This window comes from Streptomyces sp. NRRL F-2580 (assembly GCF_000720115.1).
GTDB lineage: Bacteria > Actinomycetota > Actinomycetes > Streptomycetales > Streptomycetaceae > Streptomyces.
On the sequence record NZ_JOIR01000030.1, the window covers coordinates 44,785 to 59,416 of the forward strand.

At 72.7% G+C, this 14,632-nt stretch carries 18 protein-coding genes; 13 read left to right on the forward strand and 5 right to left on the reverse strand.

Features of this window, described 5'->3' with window-relative positions; translation table 11 throughout:
* The first annotated feature begins 20 nt into the window (after window positions 1-20).
* The 6 genes from IF88_RS0128080 (at window position 21) to IF88_RS0128110 (ending at window position 4,979) form a co-directional block, all read left to right on the forward strand.
* Entirely contained in the window at window positions 21-809 is a 789-nt protein-coding gene (locus IF88_RS0128080) for a hypothetical protein (RefSeq protein WP_078893189.1), read from the forward strand.
* Entirely contained in the window at window positions 806-1,633 is an 828-nt protein-coding gene (locus tag IF88_RS0128085) for a hypothetical protein (protein ID WP_234323727.1), read from the forward strand. The genes IF88_RS0128080 and IF88_RS0128085 overlap by 4 nt, the downstream gene beginning before the upstream one ends.
* Window positions 1,630-2,592, forward strand: a complete 963-nt coding sequence (locus IF88_RS0128090; protein ID WP_030718396.1) for a hypothetical protein — start codon at window positions 1,630-1,632, stop codon at window positions 2,590-2,592. Before IF88_RS0128085 ends, IF88_RS0128090 begins: the two co-directional genes overlap by 4 nt.
* Before the next feature lie 281 nt (window positions 2,593-2,873).
* Window positions 2,874-3,446, forward strand: a complete 573-nt coding sequence (locus IF88_RS0128100) for an FABP family protein (RefSeq protein WP_030718398.1) — start codon at window positions 2,874-2,876, stop codon at window positions 3,444-3,446.
* A 78-nt stretch (window positions 3,447-3,524) separates the two neighbouring features.
* On the forward strand, window positions 3,525-3,989 hold the full coding sequence (locus tag IF88_RS0128105; protein WP_199808146.1) for a Fur family transcriptional regulator: 465 nt from the start codon (window positions 3,525-3,527) through the stop codon (window positions 3,987-3,989).
* A 21-nt stretch (window positions 3,990-4,010) separates the two neighbouring features.
* Window positions 4,011-4,979, forward strand: coding sequence for a YgfZ/GcvT domain-containing protein (locus IF88_RS0128110; protein WP_030718406.1), 969 nt, complete (start codon window positions 4,011-4,013; stop codon window positions 4,977-4,979).
* 12 nt (window positions 4,980-4,991) lie between these two features.
* On the opposite strand, the gene dtd is transcribed toward IF88_RS0128110, so the two are convergent.
* Complete coding sequence (gene dtd / locus IF88_RS0128115) at window positions 4,992-5,417, reverse strand: D-aminoacyl-tRNA deacylase (RefSeq protein WP_030718409.1); 426 nt, start codon at window positions 5,415-5,417, stop codon at window positions 4,992-4,994.
* A 136-nt stretch (window positions 5,418-5,553) separates the two neighbouring features.
* On the opposite strand from dtd, the gene IF88_RS0128120 reads away from it, so the two are divergent.
* The 4 genes from IF88_RS0128120 (at window position 5,554) to IF88_RS0128135 (ending at window position 8,779) form a co-directional block, all read left to right on the forward strand.
* Complete coding sequence (locus tag IF88_RS0128120; RefSeq protein ID WP_030718413.1) at window positions 5,554-6,153, forward strand: hypothetical protein; 600 nt, start codon at window positions 5,554-5,556, stop codon at window positions 6,151-6,153.
* Window positions 6,154-6,198: 45 nt separating this feature from the next.
* A complete protein-coding gene (locus tag IF88_RS0128125) occupies window positions 6,199-7,443 on the forward strand; it encodes a GNAT family N-acetyltransferase (protein ID WP_030718415.1) in 1,245 nt (414 codons plus the stop codon).
* Window positions 7,444-7,485: 42 nt separating this feature from the next.
* Entirely contained in the window at window positions 7,486-8,247 is a 762-nt protein-coding gene (locus IF88_RS0128130; RefSeq protein WP_420711007.1) for a putative protein N(5)-glutamine methyltransferase, read from the forward strand.
* Between the two features lie 184 nt (window positions 8,248-8,431).
* A complete protein-coding gene (locus IF88_RS0128135; protein ID WP_030718419.1) occupies window positions 8,432-8,779 on the forward strand; it encodes a DoxX family protein in 348 nt (115 codons plus the stop codon).
* Here IF88_RS0128135 and IF88_RS40990 read toward each other — a convergent pair.
* A complete protein-coding gene (locus IF88_RS40990) occupies window positions 8,769-8,993 on the reverse strand; it encodes a hypothetical protein (protein ID WP_158754600.1) in 225 nt (74 codons plus the stop codon). The genes IF88_RS0128135 and IF88_RS40990 overlap by 11 nt on opposite strands.
* 19 nt (window positions 8,994-9,012) lie before the next feature.
* On the opposite strand from IF88_RS40990, the gene IF88_RS40995 reads away from it, so the two are divergent.
* From IF88_RS40995 to IF88_RS0128150, 3 genes are all read left to right on the forward strand, one after another.
* Window positions 9,013-9,414: a helix-turn-helix domain-containing protein gene (locus IF88_RS40995; protein WP_037807298.1), complete on the forward strand. Its 402-nt coding sequence runs from the start codon at window positions 9,013-9,015 to the stop codon at window positions 9,412-9,414.
* Window positions 9,415-9,437: 23 nt separating this feature from the next.
* Window positions 9,438-9,995 carry a hypothetical protein gene (locus IF88_RS0128145; RefSeq protein WP_030718425.1) on the forward strand — a complete coding sequence of 186 codons (558 nt, stop codon included), beginning with the start codon at window positions 9,438-9,440 and terminating at the stop codon, window positions 9,993-9,995.
* Between the two features lie 142 nt (window positions 9,996-10,137).
* Complete coding sequence (locus tag IF88_RS0128150) at window positions 10,138-10,482, forward strand: DUF2516 family protein (protein WP_030718428.1); 345 nt, start codon at window positions 10,138-10,140, stop codon at window positions 10,480-10,482.
* A 90-nt stretch (window positions 10,483-10,572) separates the two neighbouring features.
* Here the strand turns inward: IF88_RS0128150 and IF88_RS0128155 are convergent, their stop codons facing one another.
* The 3 genes from IF88_RS0128155 to IF88_RS0128165 form a co-directional block, all read right to left on the reverse strand.
* Window positions 10,573-11,934 (reverse strand): PP2C family protein-serine/threonine phosphatase, encoded by a 1,362-nt coding sequence (locus IF88_RS0128155; RefSeq protein ID WP_030718430.1) that lies wholly within the window; start codon window positions 11,932-11,934, stop codon window positions 10,573-10,575.
* Window positions 11,935-12,272: 338 nt separating this feature from the next.
* Complete coding sequence (locus IF88_RS0128160; RefSeq protein WP_030718435.1) at window positions 12,273-13,373, reverse strand: C40 family peptidase; 1,101 nt, start codon at window positions 13,371-13,373, stop codon at window positions 12,273-12,275.
* A 230-nt stretch (window positions 13,374-13,603) separates the two neighbouring features.
* Window positions 13,604-14,437, reverse strand: coding sequence for an SAM-dependent methyltransferase (locus tag IF88_RS0128165; RefSeq protein ID WP_078893190.1), 834 nt, complete (start codon window positions 14,435-14,437; stop codon window positions 13,604-13,606).
* Window positions 14,438-14,632 lie beyond the last annotated feature (195 nt).

Below are 14,632 nucleotides of genomic sequence, written 5' to 3' on the forward strand. Positions count from 1 at the left end.
CAGGCTTGTGGGGGACCCCTTTGGAACACGAACAGACCATCTCTGAGCAGCGGAAAGGGGAGGAAAGCGCACCGGAACCGGACGCCTCGGCCCCGCGCCGCCGGACGGGCCGCACGACCCTCCTGATCGCGGGCGCGGCCGTACTCGGCGTCCTCGCAGGGACGATCACCGGCTACGCGGTGCAGTACCACCGCGAGCCCACCCCGCTGCCGCCGCTCGCCCAGCAGGAGATGGCCGCGCCGAAGCCGGCGGCCGCGAACGACGCGACGAGCCGGCGCTCCATCAACGCCAACCGCTGGCACAAGGCGGACGAGGACCTGGCCAAGAAGCTGGTCGAGGTGCCCGGCGGCGCGAAGGACAGCTTCTCGGGTCCGATGTCCCCGGACGCGTTCTCCGCGAGCTACTTCGTCGACCCCGCCGACGGGCTCGGCCCGCTCGGCCGCCATGCCAAGAGCATCGCCACCGCGCGGTGGTCCAAGGGCGACCGCGACTTCGTCGACGTCCGCCTGCTCCAGTACCGCGAGCGGAACGGAGCCGAGGACTTCTACGCCGGCATGGTGCAGTACATGCCCGGCAAGGACTACGCGGGCAACGCGGGCGAGGATTTCCCGGGCGTTCCGGCGGACTTCGGCCACATGTGGATCGACTCCGAGGCGAACGAGAAGCCGGGCTACCTCCCGGTGCGCCAGGGCCGTGTCCTGGTCCGCCGCGGCGACGTCGTGATGGTCGTCGAGTGGACGAACAACCGCGGCGACGTCGACGAGAAGGCCCTGGTCGAGCTGGCCAAGCGACAGATGGAGCGGCTGTGAGCGAGCAGCAGAACGTGACCGCCGCCGACGCGGGGGACCCGGACGGGCAGGAGCCCGCGGTCACCGCCGCGCCCGCGCGCACGGCGAACCGCAGGACGCTGAAGCTGGTGTCGGCGGCCGCGGGCGTCGTCGTACTGGCGGGTGCCTGCCTGTGGGGCGCGTCCGCGCTGACGGGCGCCGACCGGACCGCGCCGACGCGGTACTGGGTGGCCGAGGACCACACGACGAAGGGCACGCAGCCCCCGGTGCCGTCCGTGCCGCCCAACGAGCTGACGGGCAAGCTGCTGCCGCTGCCCAAGAACTACTGGCTCGGCCCCGACCTCGACCCCGAGGGCAACGACTACTACGTCCCGAGCGAGAAGGCGCTGCAGAGCTTCAAGGACGGCCGCACCGGGCTCTCCGGCAGCCAGCGCGCCGAGCGGGACAAGGCGCTGGCGGACCTGAAGCTCAAGGGCCTGGCGGGGCGCAGCTACGCCAGGCAGGAGGGCTACGGCTCCGCCGTCGCCGAGATCCGGCTCATGCAGGCCGATCCGCAGCAGGTCGCCAAGTTCGCCGAGTTCTCCAAGAAGCTCATCGAGCTCACCGGGGCGGGCGGCGGGGCGCCGCAGGTGGAGGGCCATCCGCAGGCCAAGTGCGGGCTGTCCCCGCTCACCGGTGGGGAGGACGACAAGAAGAAGATCGACGTCCTGGACTGCGTGGCCGTGGAGGGGGACGTCCTGGTGAGCTTCCGGATGTACGGGTCCACGGGCTTCGCGGTGAAGGACGCCGCGGGCCTGTTCAAGCAGCAACTCGACCACCTCAAGTCCCCCGGAGAGTCCGCGTGAGCGAGCAGACCGACACCGCCGCCGTGCCCGCGCCCGTGCCCGCGCCCGAGGCCGAGTCCGCCGCCGTGCCCGCGCCCGTGCCCGCGCCCGAGGCCGAGTCCGCCGCCGTGCCCGCGGTCGAGCCCACGCCCGAGGCCGCCCCGGAGGCCGTGCCGGCCGCGCCCAAGGACCGGCGGGCGCTGTTCGCCGCCCTGCGCTGGACCGCCGCCGTCGCCGTCTTCGCCGCCGTCGGCGCGGGGGTCGCGTACGGGATCACCCAGCCCGACCGCACCGACGTCCCCGGCCTGTCCACCGAGGACGACGGCCGCTGGACGTTCCCGGCGCTGTCCCAGCCCGCGCTGCCCGCCGGCGCCCCGGTGCCCCAGGGCCCGGACAACAAGGAAGGGACGCACTACGCGCAGCTCACCGGCCTGCTGCTGCCCGCTCCCAAGGGCGCCAAGGCCGACGACGCGGTCAAGGCGGACAAGGACGGGGTGGTGCCGCCCGACGCCTTCCTGGAGGAGTACGCGCCCGACACCCGCGAGAAGCTGAAGCAGTCCCTCGAATGGGACGGGCTGCGGCAGATCGTCGGCCGCGGCTGGACGACGGCCGACGGCACGCGCACGCACGTGTACCTGCTGCGCTTCCACTCGTCGGGCTTCGTGGACGCGTTCAAGGGCTGCGACACCAACGCGCGGTTCGACGGCGTCTCGGCGCTCGACCTGGACGACGTGTGGAGCAAGGCCAAGAACACCCAGATGAACAGCACCACGCTGGACTTCCCGGGGGCGGCCAACTTCGACGGCACCGACCTCAGCGTGTACCAGGAGGTGAAGCCCTTCCTCGGCGAGGAGCAGAGCAAGATCGGGTGCCTCCGGACGGGTGACGTCCTCGGCATGGTGATCCAGACCCGCAAGGGCGAGGTGGCCCCCGTCCCCTTCCACCAGACGGTGATCCTGCAGAGCCAGCTGCTGAGCTGACGGCCGGGGCGGCCGCCGGGGGCAGACCGGTACGGCCCACCTCACACCGTGCGCCGGTCCCCGGGCCAGTAGGCTTGGGGACCGGCCCCGTCAGCCCCGAAACGATTCCGAGGAGCACCCCGTGCTTGAGGCAGTCTTCACCTCCCTGCTGGTCCTGGTCTGCGTCGGCGTCCTGGCCTTCACCGGCCTGGCCGTCAAGAAGCTGTACCAGGGTCAGCGCTGAGCGTCGGCTCGGCAGACCGCCCCGGAACCCCTCCCACAGATCGCCTGAGCAGCCATTCATGATCCAGATCCCGTCCGACCTGAACCCGGGCCTCGTCCCCCTCGCCTTCCTCCTCGGTACCTGGGAGGGCGCGGGCGTCTTCGACTTCCCCGGTGAGGAGAAGTGCAACTTCGGCCAGGAGGTCGTCTTCAGCCACGACGGCCGGGACTTCCTGGAGTACACCTCCCACAGCTGGGTCCTCGACGCCGAGGGCAACAAGGTGCGGCCGCTGGAGTCCGAGTCCGGTTACTGGCGCATCGACAAGGACCGCAAGGTCGAGATCGTCATGGTCCGCGACCAGGGCGTCGTCGAGGTCTGGTACGGCGAGCTCGCCGACCAGAAGCCCCAGATCGACCTGGCCACCGACGCGGTCGCCCGTACCGCGGCCTCCGGCCCGTACAGCGGCGGCAAGCGGCTCTACGGCTACGTGAAGAGCGACCTCATGTGGGTCGGCGAGAAGGCCACGCCGGACGTCGAGCTGCGTCCGTACATGTCGGCCCAGCTGAAGAAGGTCGTCACGCCCGAGGAGGTCGCCGAGATGGCGCGCAACCTCCCGGACATGCCGGACGACGGCATCGCCTTCTTCCGCTGAGCGCAGCGTCCACAGGCTGTGCACGAAAGGGGACCGCGGGCTCGCCCGCGGTCCCCTTCGCACACATACACTGGCGGAGTGGTGAGCACCGAGAGCACCGATGGAACCCCAGGCCTGGACTGGAAGAGCGACCTGCGGCAGCGCGGATACCGGCTGACACCGCAGCGCCAGCTCGTGCTGGAAGCGGTCGACGCGCTGGAGCACGCGACTCCGGACGAGATCCTCGTCGAGGTGCGCAAGACCGCCTCCGGGGTCAACATCTCCACGGTCTACCGCACGCTGGAGCTCCTGGAGGAGCTCAAGCTGGTCTCGCACGCCCACCTCGGGCACGGGGCCCCCACCTACCACCTCGCCGACCGGCACCACCACATCCACCTGGTCTGCCGTGACTGCGGCGACGTCATCGAGGCGGACGTGGACATCGCCGCCGAGTTCACGGCGAAGCTCCGCACCACCTTCGGTTTCGAGACCGACATGAAGCACTTCGCGATCTTCGGCCTGTGCGGGAAGTGCGCGGGCGAACAGCGTGCCGCCCAGGCGTAGCAGGGTCGTACGCTTGGTCCCATGACCAGCAGCCCCTTGCTCCATCTCCCCGGCGCCGTCCAGGCCGAAGGCCGCGACGAGGGCGTCGCCGCCCACTACGGCGAGCTGTACGGCGAACAGCGCGCCCTCGCGGACGGACGCGGCTTCGTCGACCTCTCGCACCGCGGGGTCGTCACCGTCACCGGGCCGGAGCGGCTGAGCTGGCTGCACCTGCTGCTCACCCAGCACCTGACGGAGCTGCCGGCCGGGCAGGCCACCGAGGCGCTGATCCTCTCCGCGAACGGCCACATCGAGCACGCGCTCTACCTCGTCGACGACGGCGAGACCACGTGGGCGCACGTGGAGCCGGGCACCCAGGGCGAGCTGATCGCCTACCTGGAGTCCATGAAGTTCTTCTACCGCGTCGAAGTCGCCGACCGCACCGAGGAGTTCGCGGTCGTGCACCTGCCGGCCGGCTCCATCGCCGAGGTCGCCAAGGAGCACGTCGTACGGGAGACCCCGCACGGCCGTGACGTCTTCCTGCCCCGCGCCGAGCTGGAGTCCTTCGCCGCCTCGCACGGCCCGGCCGCCGGCCTCCTCGCCTACGAGGCCCTGCGCGTCGAGGCGCACCGGCCGCGGCTCGGCCAGGAGACCGACCACCGGACCATCCCGCACGAGCTGGGCTGGATCGGCACCGCCGTGCACCTGCAGAAGGGCTGTTACCGCGGCCAGGAGACGGTGGCCCGCGTCCACAACCTGGGCAAGCCCCCGCGCCGCCTGGTCTTCCTCCACCTGGACGGCTCCGAGGTGGTCCTCCCGGCCCACGGCGCACCGGTCCGGCTCGCCGCCGACGGGGAGGAGGGCCGCCAGCTGGGCTTCGTGACCACCGCCGTCCGCCACCACGAGCTGGGCCCGATCGCCCTCGCGCTGGTCAAGCGGAACGTACCGGTGGACGCCCCGCTGCTGGTCGGGAAGACCGCGGCCGCGCAGGAGGTCGTCGTGGCCCCCTGAGGGCCCGGGACGTCAGACGTCGATGACGATGGTGAACGGGCCGTGGTTGGTCAGCGAGACCCGCATGTCCGCGCCGAACCGGCCCGTCTCCACCGTCGCGCCCAGCGCGCGCAGCTGCGCCACGACCTCGTCGACCAGCGGCTCGGCCACCGGGCCCGGCGCCGCCGCGTTCCACGTGGGGCGGCGGCCCTTGCGGGCGTCGCCGTAGAGCGTGAACTGGGAGATCACCAGCAGCGGCGCGTTCACGTCGCTGCAGGACTTCTCCGCCTCCAGGATCCGCACCGACCACAGCTTGCGGGCCAGCACGGCCGCCTTCTCCGGCGTGTCGTCGTGGGTCACCCCCACCAGCACGCACAGTCCTTCGCCGACGATCTCGCCCACGGTCTCGCCGCCCACGACGACGCGCGCGCCGTCCACCCTCTGCACCACTGCTCGCATACCACCTGTGTACCAGCCGTGCACCCGTCCGGGGCCGATCGGGTGGAGTGGGACTGCATCGGGGCCACGGAGAGTGGCACCATGCACGCAGGCGGTGCGGGTGCGCCGCACCGGTCGAGGGGACGGACACGTTCGTATGAATACTTCTGGTACCTCCGTACCTGCATCACCCGCTTCCATCGCAGCTGCCGCGGTACGACCGCCCGCGCAGCGCACGGCCGAGACGCAGGGGACGCCGACCCCGACCACCGCGCTCGGGCTGCCGGAACTGCGCGCGCTGCGCCGTGACGCCCAGCGCGACGAGGCCGATCTGAGCTATGTGCGCAGACTGCTCCAGGGCCGCATCGACATCCTGCGCGCCGAACTCGCCCGCCGCAGCGACCCCGAGCTCGCCCGCCGCACCGACCCCGAGGCGCCGGTGGTGGACCGGCTCTCGGTGATCCTCGCCGACGCCCCCTCCAGCCGCAGCGCCTCCGCCCGGCACCTCACGCTCGGCACCCCGCGCAGCGAGGAGTACCGGCTGCTGGCGGCGGAGATGCTGGCCGACGTGGAGCTCTCGGACCTGGGCGCCCGCACCGACGACGAGCTGCACGACGGGATGGGGAAGCTGGTGCGGTACGAGCAGCAGGTCTCGCGGCGCCGGCAGCAGCTCCAGCGCACGGCGGACGACTGCAGTGCGGAGATCACCCGCCGGTACCGGGAGGGAGAGGCGCAGGTGGACGACCTGCTGGCGTAAATATTCGGGCGACTGGCGCCGGTCGGGCGATTAGCGTGGCCCGCTATGAGTGCTGACGTCCGGCCGATCGCCGAATCCGAACTCCCCGACTGGCTGCGAACCGTGAACACCGGGTTCCTGAACACGGCCCGACTGACCGACGCGGACGTGGCCATGCGGGCCAAGCACAACGATTTCGCCCGCACCCAGGGCGCGTTCGACCCCGACACCGGCCGTTGCGTGGCGGCCTTCCGCTCCTTCGCGCAGGAGCTGACCGTGCCGGGCGGGGCCGCCGTCCCCTCCACCGCGATCTCCAACGTGGGCGTGCTGCCCACCCACCGCCGCCAGGGCCTGCTGACCCGGATGATGGCCGCCGAGTTCGCCGCGGCCGGGGCGCGCGGCGACGTGCTGGCGACGCTGATCGCCGCCGAGTACCCGATCTACGGGCGGTACGGGTTCGGGCCCGCCACCTCCCTCGCCGAATGGGAGATCGACGTACCGCGCACCGGTCTGGACCGGCGGCTGTCGGCGCCCGCGGACGGCGGCCGGATCGACCTCGTGGACGAGGCCGAGGTCCGGCAGGTCGGCCCGGAGCTGCACGAGCGGCTGCGGGCGCGCACCCCCGGCGCCGTGAACCGGAACGAGCGCTGGTGGAACATGGCGACCGGTTTGCAGGAGATCTCGTACCGGCCGTACAGGGAGAAGTTCTTCGCGGTGTACCGCACGGCGGCCGGTGAAGTGGCGGGGCTGGTCGCGTACCGGGCCGACGACCACTGGACGGACGCGAAGGTCCCGCAGAACACCGTGCAGGTCCACGACCTGCTGGCGCTCACCCCACAGGCGGAGCGGGCGCTGTGGCAGTTCCTCTGCTCGATCGACTGGGTGCTGAAGGTCCGCACCGGCTACCGGGCCCCCGACGACCTCGTCCCGCAGCTGCTGCCCGACCCGCGTTCGGCCCGCATCGTCACCGCCGCGGACTTCCTGTGGGTGCGGGTGCTGGACGTCGTACGGGCGCTGGGCGCGCGGACGTACGAGGCGCCCGGGGAGCTCGTACTGGAGGTCACCGACGCGGCGGGGCCGGCGGCCGGCCGCTACCGGCTGGACGCGGGCACCGGCACGTGCGAGCGGACCGGGGCGGCGGCGGACCTGCGGCTGGACGTGTCCGCATTGGGCTCGCTGTACCTCGGCGACGAGTCCGCGGTACGGCTGGCCGCGCTCGGGCGGGTCACGGAGGAGCGGCCGGGGGCGGTCGCGCTGGCGGACGCGGTGTTCCGGACGGCGCGCCGCCCGTGGTGCCCGGACATCTTCTGACCCGTACCGTTCCCCGTGTTGGAAAACTGAGGACTGAGGCACTTGACGTCACTTGTGGAATCCCTGCGCGCGGCCGGCTGCGTCTTCGCCGAGGAGGAGGCCGAGCTGCTGACCGGGGCCGCCCGGGACGACGGGCACCTGGCGGAGCTGCTGGCCCGCCGGGTGGGCGGTGAACCGCTGGAACACGTGGTGGGCTGGGCGGAGTTCTGCGGTCTGCGCCTGGAGGTGGGCGCGGGGGCGTTCGTACCGCGCCGGCGCACCGAGTTCCTGGTGCGGGAGGCGGTTGCGCTGGCCCGGCCCGGTGCGGTGGTGCTCGACCTGTGCTGCGGGGTGGGCGCCCTGGGCGCGGCGGTGGCCTCGCAGCTGCCGGGCGGCGCGGAGCTGCACGCGGCGGACATCGACCCGGCGGCGCTGGCGTACGCGCGGCGCAACGTGGCCCCGTACGGCGGCCGGGTGTGGGAGGGCGACCTGTACGCCGCGCTCCCCGAGTCGCTGAAGGGCCGGGTGGAGCTGCTGGTGGTCAACGCCCCGTACGTGCCGACGGAGGAGATCGGCCTGATGCCGTCGGAGGCGCGCGAGCACGAGCCGCTGGTCTCCCTGGACGGCGGAGCCGACGGCCTGGACGTCCACCGCCGGGTCGCGGCGGGCGCGGTGCCGTGGCTGGCCCCGGGCGGGCACCTGTTGATCGAGACGAGCGCCCGGCAGTCCCCGTCGACGGCCTCGGCCCTGGCGTCCGCGGGGCTCGCGGTCCGCGCGGTCACCTCGGAGGAGCTGTACGCCACGGTGGTGATCGGCACGGCCTGAGGGGCGCGGCGGGCCGGTCGAAGGGAAACGCCGCGGGCCCGCCGAAAGGAAACTCCGCCGGCCTGTCGAAAAGAAACGTCGCGGGCCTGTCACATCCGTGCGGTGCGGCGGGTCAGGGGAGTGAAGCAGGCGGGAAACCCGACCGGAGCGAGACCGCACCGGCGCCCGTCTGAGGGGAGCTCAGATGTCCACCACTGCCGTTGTTTTCGCCCTGGTCGGCGCGTTCATGGTCGCCTTCTCGGCCGCCTCGGTCTTCTTCAAGGCCAAGTGGGTCGTGGAGCCGATGGTGGAGTACGGCGTCCCGCGCTCGTGGTGGAACCTGCTCGGTGCCGCCAAGGCGGCCGGGGCGGTGGGCCTGGTGGTCGGAGTGTTCGTACCGGCCGTCGGCATCGCCGCCGCGATCGGCATCGCCCTGTACTTCACCGGGGCCGTGATCACGGTGCTGCGGGCGAAGTCGTACGCCCACGTCGCCTTCCCGGTGATCTACGCGGCCCCCGCGGTCGTCGCCCTGGCGCTCGGCTTCAACGGCTGAGCAGTACCCCGACGGCGGTGCGGACGTCCTCGTCCTGGAGGAAGCTTCGCCGGCCGCCGTGCCGAGCCGCGGCCAGGCGGAGGACGAAGGGCAGCGCGGCCGAGGCGGCGGAGCAGCCCCAGCCACCCTGGTGGGAGAGCAGGTTGGCCGGCGGGAGGCGGAGGGGAAGGCGCGTGGGAGATGCTGCAAGCAGTGCGCTTGCAATAGTTAGCACGATGGGGCAGGATCGCAGCATGGCATCGCTCAACGTCGGAAACCTCGGCGAGTACCTCCGTGAGCAGCGTCGGCAGGCCCAGCTTTCGCTGCGGCAGCTGGCCGAGGCGGCGGGGGTGTCGAATCCGTACCTGAGCCAGATCGAGCGCGGGCTGCGCAAGCCGAGCGCGGACATCCTCCAGCAGCTGGCCAAGGCGCTGCGGATTTCCGCGGAGACGCTGTACGTGCAGGCCGGGATCCTGGATGAGCGGGACCCGGACGAGGTGGAGACGCGAGCCGTCATCCTCGCCGACCCGAGCATCAACGAGCGGCAGAAGCAGGTGCTGCTCCAGATCTACGAGTCGTTCCGCAAGGAGAACGCGCTCGACGTGCCTGCCGAACCCGCCGAACCCGCCGACGGGATGCCGTCGAAGACGAACTGAAGTTGATCCGGGAGGACCAGCACATGGCCATCGCCGATGACCTGAAGAAGACCCTCACCGACCCCACCCCCCTCTACTTCGCCGCCGGTACGGCCGACTTGGCCGTGCAGCAGGCCAAGAAGGTGCCCGAGCTGATCGAGCAGCTGCGCGCCGAGGCCCCCGCGCGCATCGAGGCCGTGAAGAACACGGACCCGAAGGCCGTGCAGGAGGCCCTGACCGCCAAGGTCGCCGAGGTGTTCGGCGCGATCGACCCGAAGAAGCTCGGGGAGAGCGCCCAGGACCTGGCGCTGCGCGGTGTGGGCGTGGCCGCGGAGTACGCGGTGCGCGCCAAGGAGACGTACGACAAGGTCGCCGAGCACGGCGAGCAGGCCGTGCGGACCTGGCGGGGCGAGTTCTCCGAGGAGATCGTCGACATCGCCGTGGCCGTCGAGCCCGAGCCGGCGGCGGCCGAGCCGGCCGCCGCGTCCGAGTCCGGGTCCGAGCCGGTGGCCGCCGACGAGGAGAAGCCGGCCGCGAGGAAGCCCGTCGCGCGCCGGAACTCGGCCAAGAAGGCCGCCGTCACGGCGGACGACGCGAGCTGAACCGGAACCGCATGAGCGACAACGGGCCGGGCACCCTTCGGGGGCCCGGCCCGTTGGAGTTCATGAGGGCGCCCGTGCCGGTAGCGTGGAGCCGGGTGGCATCGGAAGTGCGAAGCGCAGGCACGAGAAGGCGGTCGAAGCGATGTTGATGGACGGGTTCGATCGGGGCGTGCTCCCGCTGTTCGGGTACGCCATGCTGCTGCTCGCCGTCGCGGCCTTCGTGATCGCGCTGCTGGCGCGCGAGGACGCGTACCGGGCCGCCGACAAGCAGACCAAGACCTTCTGGCTGGTCATCCTAGGCGTCACCGTCCTGGTGGACGCCTTCCTGGGGATGCTCTTCCTGCAGATCGCCGGTTTGGTCGCGACCATCGTGTTCTTCGTCGACGTACGCCCCGCCCTCAAGCAGGTCTCGGGCGGCGGTCGCGGCGGCCGGCGCGGCGGCAGCAGCAGTGACGGGCCGTACGGGCCCTACAACGGCGGCCGCTAGCCCCTGGCGGCGCCGGCCCCTGCCGCGGCCGGTAGCCCCTGCCGCGGCCGCTAGCCCCTGCCGCGGCCGGCCGGGCCAGCCGCCCGGCGGTCAGCCCTCGGCGCGGGAGAGCAGGACCACGGCCACGTCGTCGGTGAGCTCGCCGCCGTTGAGGCGCCGGGCCTCGGTGACGGAGGCCTCCAGCAGACCCTCGCCGCTCAGCCCGCGCTCCAAGTGGCGGTTGATCATGTCGACCATACCGTCCTGGCCCAGCCGCTCCTTGCCCTCGCCGATCCTGCCCTCGATGAGGCCGTCGGTGTAGAGCATCAGGCTCCAGGTGCCGCCCAGCTCGACCTGGCGGCGCGGCCAGCGGGCCTTGGGCAGCAGGCCGAGGGCCGGACCGCTGTTCTCGTACGGGAGCAGGCGCGCGCGGCGGCCCGGCCGGGAGATCAGCGGGGCCGGGTGGCCGGCCAGGCACAGGCCCGCGCGGCGGCCGTCCGGGGCGATGTCGACGGTGCAGAGGGTCGCGAAGATCTCCTCGTTCGGGCGTTCCACCTCCAGGACCTCCTGGAGGGTGGCCAGCAGGTCGTCGCCGCACAGGCCGGCCAGCGTCAGGGCGCGCCAGGCGATGCGGAGCTCGACGCCGAGGGCGGCCTCGTCGGGGCCGTGGCCGCAGACGTCGCCGATCATGGCGTGGACGGTGCCGTCGGGGGTGCGGACGGTGTCGTAGAAGTCGCCGCCGAGGAGGGCCCGGCTGCGGCCGGGGCGGTAACGGGCGGCGAAGCGGAGGTCGGAGCCCTCCAGGAGCGGCGTGGGGAGCAGACCGCGTTCCAGGCGGGCGTTCTCCTGGGCGCGCAGTTTCGATTCTGCAAGTTTGTACTGGGCGATGTCGGCCCGTTTTCTCTCCACGGCGTAGCGGATGGCGCGGCTCAGCAGCCGGCCGTCCAGCTCGTCCCGGAAGAGGAAGTCCTGCGCGCCGACACGGACGGCCTCGGCGGCGCGCTCGGCGTCGTCCTCGCCGGTGAGGACGAGGACGGCGTGCCGGGGCGCGATGCGCAGCACCTGGCGGAGGGCGGCCAGCCGGTCCACGGCGGTGGCCGTGCCGGCGCCGGCGGCTCCCGGCACGGCCGGTACTCCCGCCATGCGGGCGCTGCCGTCCGGGAGGGACAGGTCGAGGAGGATGCAGTGCACGTCGGGGGTGAGCAGCCGCTCGGCCTCGGTGAGGTTGCGGGCGGTGCGGAGCCGGATGCGGTGGCCGTCGGCGTCGAGGATCTCGGGGACGGTGAGACCGCCGGCCGGGTCGTCCTCGATGACCAGGAGGGTCAGCGGGACCGTGTGAGGGGTCGCTTGCGGAGTCGCCTGCGGGGTCGCTTGCGCGACGGCGGTGGCGGTGGGCGGTGCGGCGGTGTGCAGAACGGCCTGACCGCCCTCCGTGGCCGGGGTGTCCCTCTGCCGCGGTACGGGTACGGACATCGTCTCCGGTTCCTTCCCTCCCCCCGAGGGTGCGCTCGTCCGCAGACCCTAGCGGTCCCGGCCCGGCGAACGGAATGCCGTTCCGGGTCGGGGCCTCCGGCATATGCCGTTATCGCGGGGGAAAAACGGCCTCACTGATGACAAAGGTCACGGTGGGGCCGCAGTCCGTCCCGCCTAGCGAGACGTCTTGCACGCCTCCCGGGTTGCCTCGGCGCGCGGATCCAGCCCGTCCGGCGTTTGAGGACCGGGGTCCGGGGCGGAGCCCCGGCCTCCCGGCCCGGCCGCACGAGCGAGGCCGGGGCCGGGGCCGGGGAGAGCCGTCGGCTCCCCGCCAGGGGCTACGCGTCGGGGCGGACCACGGCCTTGATCGGCATGGAGCCCGCGCCCGCCATCGTCACGTTGCGGCCGGGGCGCGGGGCGTGGACCATCGCGCCGTCGCCGACGTACATGCCGACGTGGCTCGCGTCGTCGAAGTAGATGATCAGGTCGCCCGGGCGCATGTCCTTGAGCGCGACCTTCGGCAGCAGCCGCAGCTGCTCCTGCGAGGTGCGCGGGATGCCCCGGCCCGCCGCCAGCCAGGCCTGCGAGGTCAGTCCGGAGCAGTCGAACGAGCCCGGACCCTCGGCGCCCCACTCGTACGGCTTGCCCATCTGCGCCGTGGCGAACTGCACGGCCCGCTTGCCGGCCTCCGTCGCCTTGCCGTTGACGTCCTTCATCGCGCCCGTCGACAGCCACGCCGTCTGCGCCTTGTACTGGGCTTCCTGCTCCAGCTGGATCAGCCGGGCCTTCTCCTCGGCCTCCAGCTTGCTCTCCAGCTCCTCCGCCGCCTTGATCTTCTCCTGGATCTGTTTCTTCGAGTCCTCCTGCTTGACCCGGTTGGCCTCCAGCGTCTTCCAGCGGTCACTCGCCTCCTGGGCGTACCGCTGCAACTCGCTCTGGGTCCGGCTCAGTTCGGAGAGGAGGTCCGAGGTGGCCTTCTCCCCCTGGCGCAGCCGGCCCGCCCCGTCGAGGAACTGGCCCGGGCTGTCGCTCAGCGCCAGCTGCGCGCCCGGCGGCAGGCCGCCGGAGCGGTACTGGGCGCGGGCGGCCGCGCCCGCCCGGCTCTTGAGGGTGGTGATCCGCTCCTGGCCGGCGACGACCAGGTTGGCGATCTCGACGATCTTGTCCGACTGGGCCTTGGTCTCGGCCTCGGCGAGGTTGTAGGCGTCCGTGGCGGTGCCCGCCTGCCGGTAGAGCTCCTCGATGTCCTTGCGGACCTGTTCGAGGGACTTGCCGCCCGGTCCGGGCAGCGGAGCGGCGGGATCCCGGGGCGAGGCCGGTGCGGCGGGAGCACTCGGCGTCGCGTACGCCACACCCGCCGCGAGACCCGGCGCCGTCAGTATCGCCATCGCGCACAACAGCACGAGCGAGCTTGCGCCTCGTCGCCTTACGGTCCCCATGGTCCCCCCAGGCACCCGTGTCAGACCTCGTACCAGATCTGACTATTCATCAGTAACTTCCCACTGCCATCGGGATGGTGCCACGAGTCGATGAATTCCGACACCCTTGTGGATGCCTTTCCGATCTTGTCCGCCCCAACGGACGCCGTGCCCCTGCCCCTCACGGACCAACGGCCCGCCCGCACCCCCGGTTCCCCACCCGCACCCCGGGTTCTCCGTCGGCACCGCTTTCACCCCACAGGCCGCAACGCCTCCCAGCGCACCGTCAGTTCCCCCTGCCGCCACCGCCCCGGCCCGTCCGCCAGCGGCCAGTCGACGGCCAGCGCCCGCGCCGTGCGGATCCAGCGCTGCCGCGCCCCGTACGAGGCGTACGGGGCCGCCGCCGCCCACGCCCGGTCGAAGTCGCGCAGGAACGCGTGCACCGGCTCGCCCGGCACGTTCCGGTGGATCAGCGCCTTCGGCAGCCGCTCCGCCAGGTCCGAGGGGCGCTCCAGGGAGCCCAGCCGGGTCGCGAACGTCACCGTGCGCGCCCCCTCCGGGCCCAGTGCCACCCACACGTGCCGCCGTCCGATCTCGTCGCAGGTCCCCTCCACCAGCAGCCCGTCCGGCGCCAGCCGCGCGCACAGCCGCGCCCACACCTCCGCGACCTGCTCCTCGTCGTACTGGCGCAGCACGTTCGCCGCGCGGATCAGCGCGGGACGCGCCCCGCCGTCCAGCGGGACCTCGAAGCCCCCGTGCCGGAAGCTCAGACCCTCCCGCTCGTACGGCTTCGCCCCCGCCACCCGCGCCGGCTCGATCTCGATGCCGACCACCCGCACCCGCGGCGCCGCCTCCCGCAGCCGCGCCAGCAGCTCCACCGCCGTCCACGGCGCCGCCCCGTAGCCGAGGTCCACCGCGACCGGCGCCTGCGCGCGACGCAGCGCCGCGCCGTGCGCGGCCGCGATCCAGCGGTCCATCCGGCGCAACCGGTTCGGATTCGTCGTCCCCCGCGTCACCGAGCCCACGGGGCGACCAGGGGCGCGACCGGGCGCGCGGCTGGTGGGCGGGGTGGTGCGGGAGGCCATGAGCCGAGGGTAAGCGGAGCGCCCGCGTCGCATGAAAACCGGCGGTGCCCGAGAAAAGCGGGGAAACCGCGAGGAAAACCGGAGACCCCGGAATGCGGGGGACCGCCATTCGGGTTGCACTCCTTGCAGGGCGCCTCGCGCGCCCTCGCAGGCATGCCGTCCGGTCATGCCGCCCGCCAGGCCGTCAGGCCGTTC

What these genes read in the sequence shown, in the direction of transcription:
- IF88_RS0128100 (WP_030718398.1), top strand. Translation starts at nt 2,874, where the DNA reads ATGATCCAGATCCCGTCCGACCTGAACCCGGGCCTCGTCCCCCTCGCC.
- IF88_RS0128110 (WP_030718406.1), top strand. Translation starts at nt 4,011, where the DNA reads ATGACCAGCAGCCCCTTGCTCCATCTCCCCGGCGCCGTCCAGGCCGAA.
- dtd (WP_030718409.1), bottom strand. Translation starts at nt 5,417, where the DNA reads ATGCGAGCAGTGGTGCAGAGGGTGGACGGCGCGCGCGTCGTCGTGGGC.
- IF88_RS0128120 (WP_030718413.1), top strand. Translation starts at nt 5,554, where the DNA reads ATGAATACTTCTGGTACCTCCGTACCTGCATCACCCGCTTCCATCGCA.
- IF88_RS0128125 (WP_030718415.1), top strand. Translation starts at nt 6,199, where the DNA reads ATGAGTGCTGACGTCCGGCCGATCGCCGAATCCGAACTCCCCGACTGG.
- IF88_RS0128135 (WP_030718419.1), top strand. Translation starts at nt 8,432, where the DNA reads ATGTCCACCACTGCCGTTGTTTTCGCCCTGGTCGGCGCGTTCATGGTC.
- IF88_RS40995 (WP_037807298.1), top strand. Translation starts at nt 9,013, where the DNA reads ATGGCATCGCTCAACGTCGGAAACCTCGGCGAGTACCTCCGTGAGCAG.
- IF88_RS0128145 (WP_030718425.1), top strand. Translation starts at nt 9,438, where the DNA reads ATGGCCATCGCCGATGACCTGAAGAAGACCCTCACCGACCCCACCCCC.
- IF88_RS0128150 (WP_030718428.1), top strand. Translation starts at nt 10,138, where the DNA reads ATGTTGATGGACGGGTTCGATCGGGGCGTGCTCCCGCTGTTCGGGTAC.
- IF88_RS0128155 (WP_030718430.1), bottom strand. Translation starts at nt 11,934, where the DNA reads ATGTCCGTACCCGTACCGCGGCAGAGGGACACCCCGGCCACGGAGGGC.
- IF88_RS0128160 (WP_030718435.1), bottom strand. Translation starts at nt 13,373, where the DNA reads ATGGGGACCGTAAGGCGACGAGGCGCAAGCTCGCTCGTGCTGTTGTGC.
- IF88_RS0128165 (WP_078893190.1), bottom strand. Translation starts at nt 14,437, where the DNA reads ATGGCCTCCCGCACCACCCCGCCCACCAGCCGCGCGCCCGGTCGCGCC.